The following is a 15,652-nucleotide window of genomic DNA, read 5'->3' on the forward strand; positions in this document are numbered from 1 at the left end:
ACGACCGCGGGAACGGACCCGGGCCTCAGGCGAGACGCTCCTTCACCCAGGCCGGCACGGACGCCAGGGCATTCGCCAGCATGGCGGGGTTGCTGCCCCCGGCCTGGGCCATATCGGGCCGCCCGCCGCCCTTGCCGTCGATCTGCTGGGCGACATGGTTGGCAAGCTCGGAGGCCTTTACCCTGGCGATCTGGTCCTGGGTCACGCCCGCGACCAGGCTCACCTTGTCATCCTTCACCGTCGCGAGCACGACCACGGCGGAGCCAAGCTTGTTCTTGAGCTGGTCAACCGTATCGCGCAGGGATTTCGGGTCGGCGTCGTCCAGCCGCGCCGCCAGCACCCTGCAACCGTTCACTTCCTGCGCCTGGGCGGCCAGATCGTCTCCCGCATTGCTCGCCATCACACCCTTCAGTCGCTCGAGTTCACGCTCAAGCTGACGATTGCGCTCGAGCACCTGCTCCACCCGCAGCGTGATCTCGCCGCGCCCGCCTTTCACCAGCCCGGCGAGCTGATCGAGCTGGCGCTCGTTTTCCGCCACCCGCGCCAGGGCGCCCGCCCCGGTCAGGGCCTCGATGCGACGTACGCCGGCGGCGACACCGCTCTCCGACACGATCTTCATGAGGCCGATGTCGCCCGCGCGGCGCGCATGGGTGCCGCCGCACAGCTCCTTGGAAAAATTCCCGATGGTGAGTACGCGCACGTGGTCGCCGTACTTCTCGCCGAACAGCGCCATGGCGCCCGAGGCGCGCGCCTCGTCGAAGGCCATCACCGCGGTCTCGACCGGCGCATTGGCGCGGATCTGCGTATTGACCAGGGTTTCGATCTCCTCGATCTGGGCCGGAGACAGCGCCTCGAAATGGGAGAAATCGAACCGCAGCCGCTCGGGCTCGACGAGCGAGCCTTTCTGGGCTACATGCTCGCCCAGCACCTTGCGCAGGGCCGCGTGCAGCAGATGCGTGGCTGAATGGTTAAGCGCGGTGGCCTGGCGCGCGGCCTCATCCACCCGTGCCTCCGCGGTATCGCCGACCCGGAATCTGCCCTTGATGACCTTGCCGATGTGCGCGTAGGCCCCGCCCGGCAGCTTCTGGGTATCCGAGACCGCGAACATGGCCGCGCCGACGGCGATCTCGCCGCGGTCGCCGACCTGTCCGCCCGACTCGGCGTAGAACGGCGTGGCCTCGAGAACCACCGCGCCCTCCTCGCCCGCCTGCAGCGCATCCACGCTCTGCTTGCCGCGCAGCAACCCCGCGATCCGGCCGGCGCCGCGCAGGTGGTCGTAGCCGGTAAATTCGCTCTCGCACGCGACCACGGCCTGGTCGCCGTAATCGACCTGGAAGTGGCCGGCGGCGCGGGCGCGTTCACGCTGCGCCGCCATCTCGCGCTCGTAGCCTTCCATGTCGAGACTGATGTTGTACTTCAGCGCGTAATCGGCGGTGAGGTCCACCGGGAAGCCATAGGTGTCATACAGCTTGAACACGACAGCGCCTGGGAGCCGTTTATCCCCCTTCGGCAGGGCGGCGATGCTCTCCTGCAGGATCTTCATGCCCTGGTCGAGGGTTTCGGCGAAGCGTTCTTCCTCCTGGCGCAGCACGCGCTCCACCTGCGCGCGCGCCCTGGGAAGCTCCGGATAGGCCGCGCCCATCTCGTCGCACAGCGGACCGACCAGCTTGTGGAAGAAAGGTTCACGCAGGCCGAGCTCGTAACCGTGGCGGATCGCGCGACGGATGATGCGGCGCAACACGTAGCCGCGCCCCTCGTTGGACGGCGTCACACCGTCGACGATGAGGAAGGCGGTGGAACGGATATGGTCGGCGATCACACGCAGGGAAGCCTGCTCGAGGTCCTTCGACCCGCACAGGGCGGCGGCGGCGCGAATCAGGTTGCGGAACAGGTCGATCTCGTAATTGCTGTGCACACCCTGCATTACGGCGGCGAGGCGCTCCAGCCCCATGCCGGTGTCCACCGAGGGCTTGGGCAACGGCGTCATGACGCCCTTCGCGTCGCGGTTGTACTGCATGAAGACCAGGTTCCAGATCTCGATGTAGCGGTCGCCGTCCGCGTCCGGCGCGCCGGGCGGACCGCCGGCGACCGACGGGCCATGGTCGTAGAAGATCTCCGTGCAGGGTCCGCAGGGTCCGGTGTCACCCATCGACCAGAAGTTGTCATCGCCGGCGATGCGCGTGAGACGCTCCGGCGCGACGCCGATCTCCTTCAGCCAGATGTCAGCGGCCTCGTCGTCATCCTGGTAGACGGTGACCCAGAGCTTGTCCGCCGGGATGCCCAGCTCGCGCGTGAGGAACTCCCATCCGTAACGGATCGCATCGCGCTTGAAGTAGTCGCCGAAGCTGAAGTTGCCGAGCATCTCGAAGAAGGTGTGATGGCGCGCGGTGTAACCGACGTTCTCGAGGTCATTGTGTTTGCCGCCCGCGCGCACGCAGCGCTGCGAGGTCGCGGCGCGCCTGTAGGGCCGCTGCTCGTTGCCGAGGAACACATCCTTGAACTGGACCATGCCGGCGTTGGTGAACAACAGCGTCGGATCGTTGGCCGGGATCAGCGGGCTGCCCGCCACCACCTCGTGGCCGTTGCGCCGGAAAAACTCAAGGAATTTGCTGCGAAGTTCTGCGCTGCTCGTCATGCTGAGGAACTACCATTGCGAAACGTTGCTGTCCTTTACTCGATTAAAGATCATCGCCGCTGCTGAACGCGGCCCTGATCTGGTCCTCGGTAAACCCGCGATAACGCAAAAAACGCGCCTGCCGGGCGCGTTCCGCCACACCCGCCGGGGCCTCGTCACCGAAGCGCTTGCGCCTCGCGTCACGCGCGACCCCGACCCATGTCCACTCCCGCTGATCGACGTAGGCCGCGATCAAGGCCGCCGGCACCGCGCGCTCGCGCAGTTCGGCGCTGATACGCAGCGGCCCCTGGCCGCGCAGCCGGCGCCCGTGCACGAAGGCCTCGACGAAGCGCTCGTCGCTCAACAGGCCTTCGTCGAGCAGACGCCCGAGCTGGAGATCGACCGCTTCTTCGTCCTCGAACCCCCTGGCGCGCAGCTTGGTGCGCAGCTCGCCGGTCGAGTGCTCGCGCCGCGCCAGCAGATCCATGGCGCGGCGGCGGATCTCCGTCCCCGGTTCGCGTGGGCGCTTCGCTGTCAGACCTCGGCCTCGGCGGCCTCGGCCTCGCTGGCGGCCGCCCCGGCCTTGGCCGGGAGGGTCAGCAGCTGGCCGCGGATCTTGCCCTCGATCTCGTGCGCGATCGCGGAATTCTGCTTGAGATAATCGCGCGCGTTGTCCTTGCCCTGGCCGATGCGCTCACCGGAGTAGCTGTACCAGGCACCGGATTTCTCGATCACGCCCGCCTGCACGCCGAGGTTGATGATCTCGCCCTCGCGCGACACGCCCTCGCCGTAGAGGATGTCGAACTCGGCCTGCTTGAACGGCGGCGCCACCTTGTTCTTCACCACCTTGACGCGGGTCTCGCTGCCGATGACCTCATCGCCCTTCTTGATCGCGCCGGTGCGACGGATGTCGAGGCGCACGGAGGCGTAGAACTTGAGCGCGTTGCCGCCGGTCGTGGTCTCGGGGTTGCCGAACATGACGCCGATCTTCATGCGGATCTGGTTGATGAAGATCACCATGGTGTTCGAGCGCTTGATGTTGGCGGTCAGCTTGCGCAGCGCCTGCGACATCAGGCGCGCCTGCAGGCCCATGTGGGAGTCGCCCATCTCGCCCTCGATCTCGGCCTTCGGCGTCAGCGCCGCCACCGAGTCGATGACGATCACGTCGACGGCGCCGGAGCGCACCAGCATGTCGGTGATCTCGAGCGCCTGCTCGCCGGTGTCCGGCTGCGAAACCAGCAGGTCATCGACGTTCACGCCGATCTTGGCGGCATAGGAGGGATCCAGCGCGTGTTCGGCATCGACGAAGGCCGCGGTGCCGCCCGCCTTCTGGGCCTCGGCGATCACCTGCAGGGTCAGCGTGGTCTTGCCCGAGGATTCGGGGCCGTAGATCTCGACGATGCGGCCGCGCGGCAGGCCGCCGATCCCGAGCGCGAGATCGAGTCCGAGCGAACCGGTGGATATGACGCCGATATCGCGCTCCACCCCCGCGTCACCCATGCGCATCACCGAACCCTTGCCGAACTGACGCTCGATCTGGCTCAAGGCCGCGCCCAATGCCTTACGCTTGTTTTCTTCCATTGTCTCCCCCTGCTGTTCCGAGTGAATCGGCAATCCCTTGCGCGATCGTCCTTGCGTGAAACCTGGCGCCGGGATTATCCCATAGAATGCCCGCGCGCGAACACCCCGCGACCCGGCGCGGCGCGCGTCTCGCGCTCACCGGATCAGGGGCTCTCCCGCCGCAACGGCCAGCAGCCCCGCTCCAGGTAGGCACGGCGGTTCGCGGCGGGAACCGACTCCAGCAGCGAGTAGCGCGTGACCTCCCAGGACAGGGGCTCGATCCTGTCCACCCGCGGTGGTCGCGTGACCTTCCGGGCCAACGTGATATGTGGGAGATAAGGCCTTGTTTCCTCCGGACCTCCAGCCGCCATCACCGCCGCGCGCAGACGTCCGACCAGGGCGTACAAGGCCGGCGGGGTCTCGCGCGGTCCCAGCCACAGGATGCGGGGACGCGGCCAATAGCCCACCCGTTCCAGGGAGAGCGTGAAGGCATCACCCGGAACACCGGCCACGGCGCGCTCGATGGCGGCGGCGCGCGCGGTCTCGACATCGCCGATGAAGACCAGCGTGACGTGCAGGTTGGCAACCGGCTCGGGACGCCCGTCGCGGAGTCGCAGACCCGCCTTCAGCCGCTCGCGCAGACGGTCGCGCACGTCCGCCTCGGGCCACAGGGCGAGAAACAGCCGGCGCAGGCCTGCCCGCGGGGCGCCGCCGTCAGAGTTTCCCGCGCCGCTGTCCGACAATCTCGATCACCCCCGCGAGCGCCGCCGCCACCGCCTGGCGCCGCACGGCGGCACGGTCGCCAGGGAAATGCCGGGTCTCACTGCGCGCCAGCAGACCCGCGCCGTCCCAGGCCAGACAGACCGTACCAATCGGCTTTTCCGCGCTGCCGCCATCCGGCCCGGCGATACCGCTGACCGCGACGGCCACCTGGGCGGCGCTGTGTCTGAGCGCGCCCGCCGCCATCTCGCGCACCGTGGCCTCGCTCACCGCGCCGTGCGCGGCCAGCGTGGCCTCGCGCACGCCGAGCAGGTCGTGCTTGGCGGCGTTGCTGTAGGTGACGAAGCCGCGCTCGAACCAGCCGGAACTGCCCGGCACGGAGGTCACCGCAGCGGCGATACCGCCTCCGGTACACGATTCCGCCGTGGCGAGCATGTATCCATGGCCGCCCAGCGCGACGCCGACGCGCTGGGCCAGACGTTCGATTTCCACATCCATCGTGCGCCCTCCGTGCCGGGCTTTTTATCCCGGCGTTATCCGGTATAGTAGCGTGCCTGTCGGCCCCACGACACAACCCTCAAGGCCCGGAATTGTTACATACGTTTCTTGGATTCATTGCGACACTGCTGATCTACCTGCTGCCGCATCATGCCTGTGCCCGGCTGATGTACCGTCTGGCGCGCGTGCGCGTTATCCCGATTAAAAATACCCTGATCCGGCGCTTCATCGCCCGCTACCGGGTCGACATGACCGAGGCCCTGCAACCGGACCCGACCGCCTACCCGGATTTCAACGCCTTTTTCACCCGTGCCCTCGCCCCGGGCGCGCGGACGGTTGTCTCCGGCGCCGGCGAGATCGCCTGCCCCGCCGACGGCGCGGTCAGCCAGGCGGGCAGGATCGAGCGGGGGCGTCTGCTGCAGGCCAAGGGCATCGAGTACACACTGGAATCCCTGCTCGGGGGCGATGGAGAACTGGCGGACCGGTTTCTGGGCGGGAGCTTCGCCACCGTCTATCTGTCCCCGCGTGACTACCATCGCGTTCATATGCCGTTCGCGGGCGTCCTCGCGGACATGCGCTACATCCCCGGACGCCTGTTCAGCGTGAACGATTATTCCACCCGCCACGTCCGCAGCCTGTTCGCGCGCAATGAACGTCTCATCACCGTATTCGAAACCGGGGCGGGTCCGATGGCGATGATCCTGGTGGGGGCGTTTTTCGTCGCCGGCATCGAAACCGTCTGGACCGGCGCGGTCTCCCGCGAGCGACCGCGCGGGTATTGGCAGCGCCCGTCCTCGGGCCGTCCGGTGAACATCGAACTCGAGCGCGGCGAAGAGATGGGCCGCTTCAATATGGGCTCGACCGTCATCGTGCTGTTTGGACCGGAGCGGGTACGCTGGGCTGACACCCTCGTCCCGGGCGCGAAGGTGAGGATGGGGGAGTTGATGGGAACCATAAAAAACACAGGACTAAGTGCTGAGGACTAAGGACTAAGTTTAAAGAATAGAAAACGCGGCACAGGCCGTCCGTCCGGATACACCTGTAGGCTGGGCTGAATGCAATGAAGCCCAACGTTACCGGATGGCGATGTTGGGCTTCGCATAGCTCAGCCCAACCTACAATACTCAGCTCTTAGTCCTAAGCTTTATCCAGCGGAAACGCCACCACCTCGCCGATCGATTTTGCGCCCAGCGCGGCCATGAGCAGGCGGTCGACGCCGAGGGCAACGCCGGCGCAGTCGGGCAAGCCGTGCGCGAGCGCGGCGAGCAGGCGCTCATCCGGCGTCACGTCCGGCAGCCCTGCGCGCCGGCGGCGTTCCCGGTCATGCGCGAAGCGGATGCGCTGTTCCGCCGGATCGCCGAGTTCGTGATACCCGTTGGCGATCTCCATGCCGTCGATATACAGCTCGAAACGCTCGGCGACCGGACAGGGACCGGGGCGGATGCGCGCCAGCGCGGCCTGGCCGGGCGGATAGTCGTGGACGAAACACGGCGTCCCGGCGCCCAGTCCGGGCTCGATGAAATGGGTCAGCAGCAGATCGAGCCAGGCATCCGGCCCGGCGAGAGGCAGCTCCGCGCTGCGCGGCAGGCCGTGCCGGCGCGCGCAATCGCGCAGTGCGTCCTCGGAAACCTCGAACGGATCGATCCCGAGGCGGCGCCGGAACAGTTCGCGGTAGCTCACCCGCTCGAAGCGCCCCGTCAGACCCAGCACCTGCGTCGCCAGCGCCTCGACCTCGCCCATCAGCGCGGACAGGTCGAAACCCGGCCGGTACCACTCGAGCAGGGTGAACTCGGGATTATGCAGCCGCCCGGCCTCGCCGTCGCGATAGGCCTTGCCCATCTGGTAGATCGGGCCGCTGCCCGCGGCCAGCAGGCGCTTCATGGCGAACTCGGGGGAAGTCTGCAGGTACAAGGGGCGCCCGGCGGGAAACCCCGGACCGGTATAGCGGGATTGCAGGCTGCTCAGATGGGGATCGGTGACGGCGACGCCCGCCAGGGTCGGCGTCTCCACCTCCAGCACGCCGCGCGCCGCGAAGAACTCGCGTATCCGCGCCAGCAGCGCCGCGCGGACCCTCAGATTCTCCAGCGGCGCGCTGGGCCACCAGTCGACAGATGCGTCGGAGACAGATTTCAAATCCGTCCCCTTCCGACATTGGGTTCGGGGACATATTTTAAATCTGCCCCCTTGTCCTCCGCAGTATCGGGGACAGACTTGAAGTCTGTCCCCTTGGGCGATATCGACATCAAGTCTTCACGCGGGAGACATACTCGCCGGTGCGGGTGTCCACCTTGATCGTCTCGCCCTGATTGACGAACAGCGGCACGCGCACCACCGCGCCGGTCTCCAGCGTCGCCGGCTTGCCGCCGCCGCCCGAGGTGTCGCCGCGCACGCCGGGATCGGTCTCGGTGATGACGAGTTCGACGAAGTTGGGTGGCGTCACCGCCAGCGGCGAGTCGTTCCACAGCGTGATGATGCAGGTCTCCTGGCCCTTGAGCCACTGCGCCGAGTCGCCCAGCGCGGCCTGCGGCACCATGTACTGCTCAAAGTTTTCCGGCACCATGAAGTGCCAGAACTCGCCGTCGTTGTAGAGATACTGCATCTCCGTGTCCATCACGTCGGCGCCCTCCAGCGTCTCACCCGACTTGTAGGTGCGCTCGTTGACACGACCGGTCTTGAGGTTGCGGTACTTGACGCGGGTGAAGGCCTGGCCCTTGCCGGGCTTGACGAAATCGAGGTCGACGATGTTGCAGGGATCGTTGTCGATCATGACCTTGAGGCCGTTCTTGAACTCGTTGGTGCCGTAGACTGCCATTGTCGTTTCCCAGTGGTTGTATAGAATTCGTATGATCCGCCCGCAGGCCGGCGCTTACCCAGCCGCCGCGGAATCGCCTACAATGTCAGGCGCACGAACGGTGCGTAACCCCGCGACTTCCGCATGAAGTCCCCGCGGGGGGGGGGCCGGGGGGGGGGGGGGGGGGGGATCGCCCGCGCCTGTGCGGGAATGGCGGATTTGGCCAAAGGCGCCTTTTAATAAGGGCATTATGATAGCGCGAACTCCCCTTTCATGGCAGTCCGACGGCTGGCAGCAGGAACTGGCCGCCGGTTATCGCCGCCCGGCGGAGCTGCTGGCCGCGCTCGAGATCGCGCCCGAACGCATCGGCGGTGGCGTCGATTTCGACAGCCCGTTTCCGATGCGCGTGCCGCGCGCCTATGCCCGGCGCATGCGGCGCGGCGACCCGACCGACCCGCTGCTGCGCCAGGTACTTCCCCTTGCCGATGAACGTCAGCCCGCGCCGGGGTTCTCCGCCGACCCGGTCGGTGACCACGCGGCCCGGCGCGGCGCCGGCGTGCTGCACAAATACCGTGGCCGCGCCCTGCTGATCACCACCGGCGCCTGCGCCGTCCACTGCCGCTACTGCTTCCGCCGGCACTTCCCCTATACCGAGGAACACGCCGCCGACAATGAATGGCAGGACGCGGTGAGCGTCATCGCCGGCGACGGCTCGCTGCGCGAGGTCATCCTGAGTGGCGGCGACCCGCTGTCACTGACCACGCCGCGCCTCGCGCGGCTGGTGCACAGGCTGGAGGCGATACCGCATGTGAGCCGGCTGCGCCTCCATACCCGCCTGCCTATCGTGCTCCCCTCCCGTGTCGAGGACGGCCTGCTCGAGCTGCTCGCGCGCGGCCGGCTGAAGCCGGTGATGGTCGTGCACGCCAACCATCTCAATGAGATCGACGATGATGTGGGCGCAGCGCTGGCCCGACTCGCCGCCGCCGGCATCACGCTGTTCAACCAGTCCGTGCTGCTGCACGGCGTCAACGACGATGCGGCCGTACTTGCGGAACTGAGCGAAGCCTTATTCGAGGCCGGCGTGACGCCCTACTATCTGCACCTGCTCGACCGCGTGCAGGGCGCCGCGCATTTCGAGGTGGACATCGATACCGCGCGCGCGCTGCACCGGCAGTTGCGCGAGAACCTGCCGGGCTATCTGGTGCCGCGGCTGGTGGAGGAAGTGGCCGGCGAGCCGTTCAAGCGACCGGTTTAAAACCCGGGGACGGATTGTGAAATCCGTCCCCTCCTACAGTAGACCGGATGCAGAGCAGCGGAATACGGGACAACGCCGTTGAATCCCCGTCGCCGAAGGAGATCCACAAAGAAAAGGGGGGGGGGGGGGCCGGCCGGGCCCGGGGAGCCCCCGCAGCCGGGGGGACGCGCGCCCCGCCCGCGCCCCCCCGCGGGGGGGGCGGGGCCCCCCCCGGGAGGGAGGAAGGGGGAGCGGCCAGAGCGCCCGGGGCGGCCCCCCCCGGCACCCCCGGCCAGCCCCCAGCCGGCGGGCGGGCAGGACCGCCCGGGGGCGCCCCGCCGCCCCCGGGGGCCCCGCGGCGGCGGGACCCCGCAAAAAACCAGGGAGGGGCCCCCAACAAACCCCCAGGCCACGCACAAACGGCGGCAAACCCCGCCGGGCCGGGGGGGGAGGGCCGCGGGAAGGGGAAAAACAGAAAGGGGGGGGGACGCGAGGCGCCGGGGCGCAACGCCCCGGCAAAAAAAACGGCGGGGGGGGGGGGACCAAAAAGAAGGACCGCCAACCCCCCCCCCCCCCCCGCGGCGGGGAGAGGGGGGAGACGCCCCACCACCGACCCACGGGGGGGCGGGGGGGGGGCGGAGAGAAACGGAAGGGGGGGCCGGGAAAAGAACGCGACGGGAAAAAAAAAAAAAAGGGGGGGGCGCCGGAGGAGGGGAAAAACGCCGGGGGGGGGAGGGAGGAGGAGGGGAGCAACAAAGAAAGTTCTTCCCCTCTTGCAGTGGTAAAAAACAAAATGGGGACAGATTTCTGATCTGTCCCCACTTCCATTCACTTCCTCTGCTGACTCACAATCGGGGACGGATTTGAAATCCGTCCCCTCTTTTGGCGTTACGCCTCGCTCCTCACACCCGTCACTTCCATCGACTTCAGCGCGGCGATGCGCTCTTCCAGCGGCGGGTGGCTCATGAACAGGCGCTTGAGGCCGTGGCCGATGCCGCCCGAGATGCCGAAGGCGGCGAGCTGATCGGGCAGCGGCTGCGGCATGCGCTGCTTCAGGCGCTCCAGCGCGGCGATCATCTTCTGGCGGCCGGCGAGCGTGGCGCCGCCCTGGTCGGCGCGGAATTCACGCTGGCGGCTGAACCACATCACGATGATGGAGGCGAGTACGCCCAGCACCAGCTCGGCGACGATCGCGGTGACCCAGAAGGCCGGGCCGTGGCCGCGCTCGGTCTTGAACACCACGCGGTCGACCAGGTGGCCGATCACGCGCGACAGGAAGATCACGAAGGTGTTGACCACGCCCTGGATCAGCGCCAGCGTGATCATGTCGCCGTTGGCGACGTGGCTGACCTCATGGCCCAGCACGGCCTCGGCCTCGTCGCGGCTCATCGAGCGCAACAGGCCGGTGCTGACGGCGACCAGGGCCTTGTTGCGGCTCGCGCCGGTCGCGAAGGCGTTAACGTCGGGGGAGTCATAGATTGCCACCTCGGGCATGCCGATGCCGGCCTGCCGCGCCTGGCGCTGCACGGTCGCCACCAGCCACTGCTCGGCCTCGTTGGCCGGGCGCTCGATGACGCGCGCGCCGGTGAAACGCTTGGCGGTCCATTTGGACATGGCCAGGGACAGGAACGAACCGCCCATGCCGAATACCGCGGCGAAGATCAGCAGCGAATTCAGGTTCAGATCGACACCCTGCTGGTCCAGGATGCTCTCGACGCCGAGCACGCGCAGCGAGATGCTGAGCACGATCATGATGGCCAGGTTTGTGGCCAGAAACAACAGGATACGCTTCATTCCTTCCTCGTTAATTCAAATATAACCAAGTGGTTACGACGCTAATCATGGTGGCGCGCCGACGAAAATCAAGTCGCCGGCGCCGCCGCCCTAGACCGGATCCAAGCGGTCGACCTTGCGGAATCCCTGCGGCAGCTTGAGCCCGCGCCGCCCGCGCTCGCCGCGGTAGTGCTCCAGCTCCTTCGGCTTCAGCACGGTATGGCGCTGCCCGGCGGTGACCTTGAGCGAGCCCCCCGCCGGCACCACCGTCAGGGCGGAGACGAACTCCTCGCGCGAGGCGACCTTGGCCGAGGCGAGCCCCATCAGCTTGACGCCTTTGCCGCGCCCGAGCTGCGGCAGTTCGCCGACCGGGAAGACGAGCAGGTGCCCCTCGTTACTGGCGACGACGGCCAGGTCGTTCTGCGGATCCGCGACGGCCGCCGGCGGCAGCACCAGCGCGCCGGCCGGGACCGACAGCACGCTCTTGCCCGCCTTGTTGCGCGAGAACAGCTCGCCGAGCTTGGCGACGAAACCGTAACCGGCGTCGCTCGCGAGCAGAGTGAAATTCTCGTCGGCGCCGATCATGACCCCGGCGAAGGTCGCGCCATCGGGCGGGCTGAGGCGGCCGGTCAGCGGCTCCCCCTGGCCGCGTGCGGACGGCAGCGTGTGCGCCGGCAGGGTATAGGCCCGGCCATGTGAATCGACAAAATAGGCGGACTGGTTGCTGCGTCCCAGCGCGGCGGTCTTGAAGCCGTCGCCCGCCTTGTAGCCGAGGCTCACCGGGTCGATATCATGCCCCTTGGCGGCGCGCACCCAGCCTTTCTCGGACAGTACGATCGTGACCGGCTCGGTCGGCACCAGCGCGGTCTCGTCGATCGCCTGCGCGGCCGCGCGTTCGACCAGCGGTGAGCGGCGCGCGTCGCCGTACTTGTCGGCGTCCGCCTGCAGCTCGGCGCGAATCAGCTTCTTCAGGCGCGCCTTCGAGCCCAGCGTCTTCTCGAGATCCTCGCGTTCCCCGTTCAGGGCCTTCTGCTCGGCGCGGATCTCGATCTCCACCAGTTTCGCCAACTGGCGCAGGCGAATGTCGAGGATCGCGTCGGCCTGTATTTCGCTCAGCGCGTAACGCTCCATCAGGACCTGACGCGGATGGTCCTCGGTGCGGATAATGCGGATGACCTCGTCGAGATTCAGATAGGCGGCGAGCAGGCCGTCGAGGATGTGCAGGCGGCGCTGGACGGCCTCAAGGCGATGCGTCAACCGCCGCGTGACGACGTCGGCGCGAAACTGCAGCCACTCCTCCAGCAGCGTCCGCAGATTCTTGACCTGGGGCCGGCCGTTCAGCCCGATCACGTTCATGTTGACGCGATAACTGCGCTCGAGGTCGGTGGTCGCGAACAGGTGCGACATCAACGCCTCGAAATCGATGCGGTTGGAACGCGGGACGATCACCAGCCGGGTCGGATTCTCGTGGTCGGACTCATCGCGCAGGTCTTCGACCATGGGCAGCTTCTTCGCGCCCATCTGCTGCGCGATCTGCTCCAGCACCTTGGCGCCCGAGACGCCGTACGGCAGGGCGTGGATAACGATGCCCTCCTTGTCGACCTCGTAACGCGCGCGCATGCGCACCGCACCGTTGCCGGTCTCATACATGCGCAGGATCTCGGCACGCGGCGTGATGATCTCCGCCTCGGTCGGAAAATCGGGGGCCGCGATGTGTTCGCACAGCTCGGCGACCGTGGCCTTCGGCTCGTCGAGCAGGTGGATACAGGCGGCGGCCACCTCGCGCAGGTTGTGCGGCGGGATGTCGGTGGCCATGCCGACCGCGATCCCGGTGACGCCGTTCAGCAGCACATGGGGCAGCCGTGCCGGCAGCACCACCGGCTCATCCAGCGTGCCGTCGAAATTCGGCTGCCAATCCACCGTGCCCTGGCCGAGCTCGGCCAGCAGGATCTCGGCGTAGCGCGACAGCCGGGCCTCGGTGTAACGCATCGCCGCGAACGACTTCGGATCGTCCGGCGCGCCCCAGTTGCCCTGCCCGTCGATGAGCGGATAGCGGTAGGTGAACGGCTGCGCCATGTGCACCATCGCCTCGTAACAGGCCGAGTCGCCGTGCGGATGGAACTTGCCGATCACGTCGCCCACGGTGCGCGCCGACTTCTTGTACTTCGCCGCCGCCGACAGCCCCAGCTCCGACATCGCGTAGACGATGCGCCGCTGCACCGGCTTGAGCCCGTCGCCGATGTGCGGCAGCGCGCGATCGAGGATCACGTACATCGAATAGTCGAGATACGCCTTCTCGGTGAATGCCCGCAGCGGACGGCGTTCGACGCCTTCGTAATCGATTTCGAGGGTTTCGCTCATGAGTACCTCACTTCATCTAGGGGACGGAATTGAATTCCGTCCCCGGTATGGAGTATGGGGACAGATGCTGTTAGGGGACTGATTTAGAATCTGTCCCCGCCAGCAGGCCTATCTCCCCCATCAAAAATGTTCGGGGACAGATTTGAAATCTGTCCCCGGTTCTTAGATTACGGGCTCCGCCAGGTTCCCCTTCTCCTCCAGCCAGCTCTTGCGGTCGGAGGCGCGGCGCTTGGCGAGCAGCATGTCCATCAGGGCCACGGTGTCGTCGCCTTCCTCGATGGTGAGCTGGACCAGCCGGCGGGTTTCCGGGGCCATGGTGGTCTCGCGCAGCTGCAGCGGATTCATCTCGCCCAGCCCCTTGAAACGCTGCACATTGGGCTTGCCCTTCTTGTGTTCGGCGGCGATGCGGTCGAGGATGCCCTGTTTTTCGGCCTCGTCGAGGGCATAGTAGACCTCCTTGCCGAGGTCGATGCGATACAGCGGCGGCATCGCCACGTAGACGTGGCCCGCCGCCACCAGCGGGCGGAAGTGGCGCAGGAACAGCGCGCACAGCAGGGTCGCGATGTGCGCGCCGTCCGAGTCGGCGTCGGCGAGGATCGCGATCTTGCCGTAGCGCAGACCGGCGAGGTCGCTGGAGGCGGGATCGACGCCGATCGCGAGCGCGATGTCGTGCACCTCCTGCGAACCCAGCACCTCGGCGGCGGAGACCTCCCAGGTGTTGAGGATCTTGCCGCGCAGCGGCATCACCGCCTGGAACTGGCGGTCGCGCGCCTGCTTGGCCGAACCGCCGGCGGAGTCGCCCTCGACCAGGAACAGTTCCGACAGGCGCGGATCCTGCGTGCTGCAGTCGGCCAGCTTGCCCGGCAGCGCCGGGCCGCGCGTGACCTGCTTGCGCTCGACCTTGCGCGCGGCGCGCAGGCGTCCCTCGGCGTTGGTGATCGCGAGCGCGGCGATCTTCTCGCCGGTCTCGACGTGCTGGTTGAGCCACAGGCCGAAGCTGTCCTTCACCACGCCGGCGACGAAGGTGGCGCACTCACGCGAGGACAGCCGCTCCTTCACCTGGCCGGAGAACTGCGGGTTCTCCATCTTGACCGACAGGATGTAGCTGCAGCCGCTCCAGACATCGTCGGCGGTCAGCTTGACACCGCGCGGCAGCAGATTGCGGAACTCGCAGAATTCACGGATCGCGTCGGCCAGACCGGTGCGCAGACCGTTGACGTGCGTGCCCCCCTGCACCGTCGGCACCAGGTTCACGTAACTCTCGGCCACCGGCTCGCCGCCCTCCGGCTGCCACGCCACCGCCCAGTCGGCGGCCTCGCTCTCACCCGCCATGGAACCGATGAAGGGCTCCTCGGGCAGCAGGACGCTGTCCTGCAGCGCGCTGAGCAGGTAATCGCGCAGACCGTCCTGATATTCCCACTCGAGGCGCTCGCCGCTGGCCTCGTCGTGGAAACCGACGTGCAGGCCGGGCGCGAGCACTGCCTTCGCGCGCAGCAACTGCTTCAGGCGCGACAACGAGAACTTGTCGGAATCGAAATATTTCGGGTCGGGCCAGAAGCGCACGCGGGTGCCGGTGTTCTGCCTGCCGACCTTGCCGACCACCTTCAGGGCGGAGGCCTTTTCGCCGCCGGCAAAGGCCATGTGGTATTCCTGGCCGTCGCGCCGGATGTGGACCTCGAGCTTCTTCGACAGGGCGTTGACCACGGACACGCCGACCCCGTGCAGACCGCCCGAGAAACGGTAATTCTTCTGTGAGAACTTTCCGCCCGCGTGCAGCCGGGTCAGGATCACCTCGACGCCCGAAATCTTCTCGCCGGGATGGATGTCCACCGGCATGCCGCGCCCGTCGTCCTCCACTTCGAGGGAACCGTCCTTCCAGGCGGTGACCTGGATGCGGCGGGCGTGACCCGCGAGGACTTCGTCGACGCTGTTGTCGATGACCTCCTGCGCCAGGTGGTTCGGGCGCGCGGTGTCGGTATACATGCCGGGGCGCTTGCGCACCGGTTCGAGGCCGGTGAGGACCTCGATGGCGGCGGCGTCGTAAACCTTGCTGCTCATTGCTCGTATTCGCTCGTCCTGGCTGCAAAAACCGCCCGCAGTC

General features: G+C 67.3%; 12 protein-coding genes. 2 read left to right on the forward strand and 10 right to left on the reverse strand.

The window, feature by feature from the left end; all coding sequences use genetic code 11:
- Positions 1-25: 25 nt before the first annotated feature.
- From alaS to IPM20_06165, 5 genes are all read right to left on the reverse strand, one after another.
- The gene (gene alaS, locus IPM20_06145) at positions 26-2,635 is read right to left on the reverse strand and encodes an alanine--tRNA ligase (GenBank protein ID MBK9131204.1); all 2,610 of its coding nucleotides are present in this window, start codon (positions 2,633-2,635) and stop codon (positions 26-28) included.
- A 43-nt stretch (positions 2,636-2,678) separates the two neighbouring features.
- A complete protein-coding gene (locus IPM20_06150) occupies positions 2,679-3,101 on the reverse strand; it encodes a regulatory protein RecX (protein ID MBK9131205.1) in 423 nt (140 codons plus the stop codon).
- A gap of 47 nt (positions 3,102-3,148) precedes the next feature.
- Positions 3,149-4,195, reverse strand: coding sequence for a recombinase RecA (recA, locus tag IPM20_06155; GenBank protein MBK9131206.1), 1,047 nt, complete (start codon positions 4,193-4,195; stop codon positions 3,149-3,151).
- 143 nt (positions 4,196-4,338) lie between these two features.
- A complete protein-coding gene (gene thpR / locus IPM20_06160) occupies positions 4,339-4,917 on the reverse strand; it encodes an RNA 2',3'-cyclic phosphodiesterase (GenBank protein ID MBK9131207.1) in 579 nt (192 codons plus the stop codon).
- Positions 4,889-5,392 (reverse strand): nicotinamide-nucleotide amidohydrolase family protein, encoded by a 504-nt coding sequence (locus IPM20_06165; protein ID MBK9131208.1) that lies wholly within the window; start codon positions 5,390-5,392, stop codon positions 4,889-4,891. The genes thpR and IPM20_06165 overlap by 29 nt, the downstream gene beginning before the upstream one ends.
- A 167-nt stretch (positions 5,393-5,559) precedes the next feature.
- On the opposite strand from IPM20_06165, the gene psd reads away from it, so the two are divergent.
- Complete coding sequence (gene psd, locus IPM20_06170) at positions 5,560-6,378, forward strand: phosphatidylserine decarboxylase (protein MBK9131209.1); 819 nt, start codon at positions 5,560-5,562, stop codon at positions 6,376-6,378.
- Positions 6,379-6,529: 151 nt separating this feature from the next.
- On the opposite strand, the gene genX is transcribed toward psd, so the two are convergent.
- Positions 6,530-7,525, reverse strand: a complete 996-nt coding sequence (gene genX / locus IPM20_06175; GenBank protein ID MBK9131210.1) for an EF-P lysine aminoacylase GenX — start codon at positions 7,523-7,525, stop codon at positions 6,530-6,532.
- A 109-nt stretch (positions 7,526-7,634) separates the two neighbouring features.
- Positions 7,635-8,204: an elongation factor P gene (gene efp, locus IPM20_06180; protein MBK9131211.1), complete on the reverse strand. Its 570-nt coding sequence runs from the start codon at positions 8,202-8,204 to the stop codon at positions 7,635-7,637.
- A gap of 229 nt (positions 8,205-8,433) precedes the next feature.
- On the opposite strand from efp, the gene epmB reads away from it, so the two are divergent.
- Positions 8,434-9,438, forward strand: coding sequence for an EF-P beta-lysylation protein EpmB (gene epmB / locus IPM20_06185; GenBank protein ID MBK9131212.1), 1,005 nt, complete (start codon positions 8,434-8,436; stop codon positions 9,436-9,438).
- An 867-nt stretch (positions 9,439-10,305) separates the two neighbouring features.
- Here the strand turns inward: epmB and htpX are convergent.
- The 3 genes from htpX to parE all read right to left on the reverse strand — a co-directional run bounded on the left by htpX (position 10,306) and on the right by parE (position 15,609).
- Positions 10,306-11,211 carry a protease HtpX gene (htpX, locus tag IPM20_06190; protein ID MBK9131213.1) on the reverse strand — a complete coding sequence of 302 codons (906 nt, stop codon included), beginning with the start codon at positions 11,209-11,211 and terminating at the stop codon, positions 10,306-10,308.
- A gap of 90 nt (positions 11,212-11,301) precedes the next feature.
- Entirely contained in the window at positions 11,302-13,551 is a 2,250-nt protein-coding gene (gene parC, locus IPM20_06195; GenBank protein ID MBK9131214.1) for a DNA topoisomerase IV subunit A, read from the reverse strand.
- 162 nt (positions 13,552-13,713) lie between these two features.
- Positions 13,714-15,609 (reverse strand): DNA topoisomerase IV subunit B, encoded by a 1,896-nt coding sequence (gene parE / locus IPM20_06200; protein MBK9131215.1) that lies wholly within the window; start codon positions 15,607-15,609, stop codon positions 13,714-13,716.
- Positions 15,610-15,652 lie beyond the last annotated feature (43 nt).

This window comes from Gammaproteobacteria bacterium (assembly GCA_016716465.1).
In the GTDB taxonomy this organism is placed as follows: domain Bacteria; phylum Pseudomonadota; class Gammaproteobacteria; order SZUA-140; family SZUA-140; genus JADJWH01.

Bases quoted from the DNA above. Each gene is read 5' to 3' on its own strand.
- alaS (MBK9131204.1), bottom strand. From the start codon at position 2,635: ATGACGAGCAGCGCAGAACTTCGCAGCAAATTCCTTGAGTTTTTCCGG.
- IPM20_06150 (MBK9131205.1), bottom strand. From the start codon at position 3,101: ATGGATCTGCTGGCGCGGCGCGAGCACTCGACCGGCGAGCTGCGCACC.
- recA (MBK9131206.1), bottom strand. From the start codon at position 4,195: ATGGAAGAAAACAAGCGTAAGGCATTGGGCGCGGCCTTGAGCCAGATC.
- IPM20_06165 (MBK9131208.1), bottom strand. From the start codon at position 5,392: ATGGATGTGGAAATCGAACGTCTGGCCCAGCGCGTCGGCGTCGCGCTG.
- psd (MBK9131209.1), top strand. From the start codon at position 5,560: ATGTACCGTCTGGCGCGCGTGCGCGTTATCCCGATTAAAAATACCCTG.
- efp (MBK9131211.1), bottom strand. From the start codon at position 8,204: ATGGCAGTCTACGGCACCAACGAGTTCAAGAACGGCCTCAAGGTCATG.
- epmB (MBK9131212.1), top strand. From the start codon at position 8,434: ATGATAGCGCGAACTCCCCTTTCATGGCAGTCCGACGGCTGGCAGCAG.
- htpX (MBK9131213.1), bottom strand. From the start codon at position 11,211: ATGAAGCGTATCCTGTTGTTTCTGGCCACAAACCTGGCCATCATGATC.
- parC (MBK9131214.1), bottom strand. From the start codon at position 13,551: ATGAGCGAAACCCTCGAAATCGATTACGAAGGCGTCGAACGCCGTCCG.
- parE (MBK9131215.1), bottom strand. From the start codon at position 15,609: ATGAGCAGCAAGGTTTACGACGCCGCCGCCATCGAGGTCCTCACCGGC.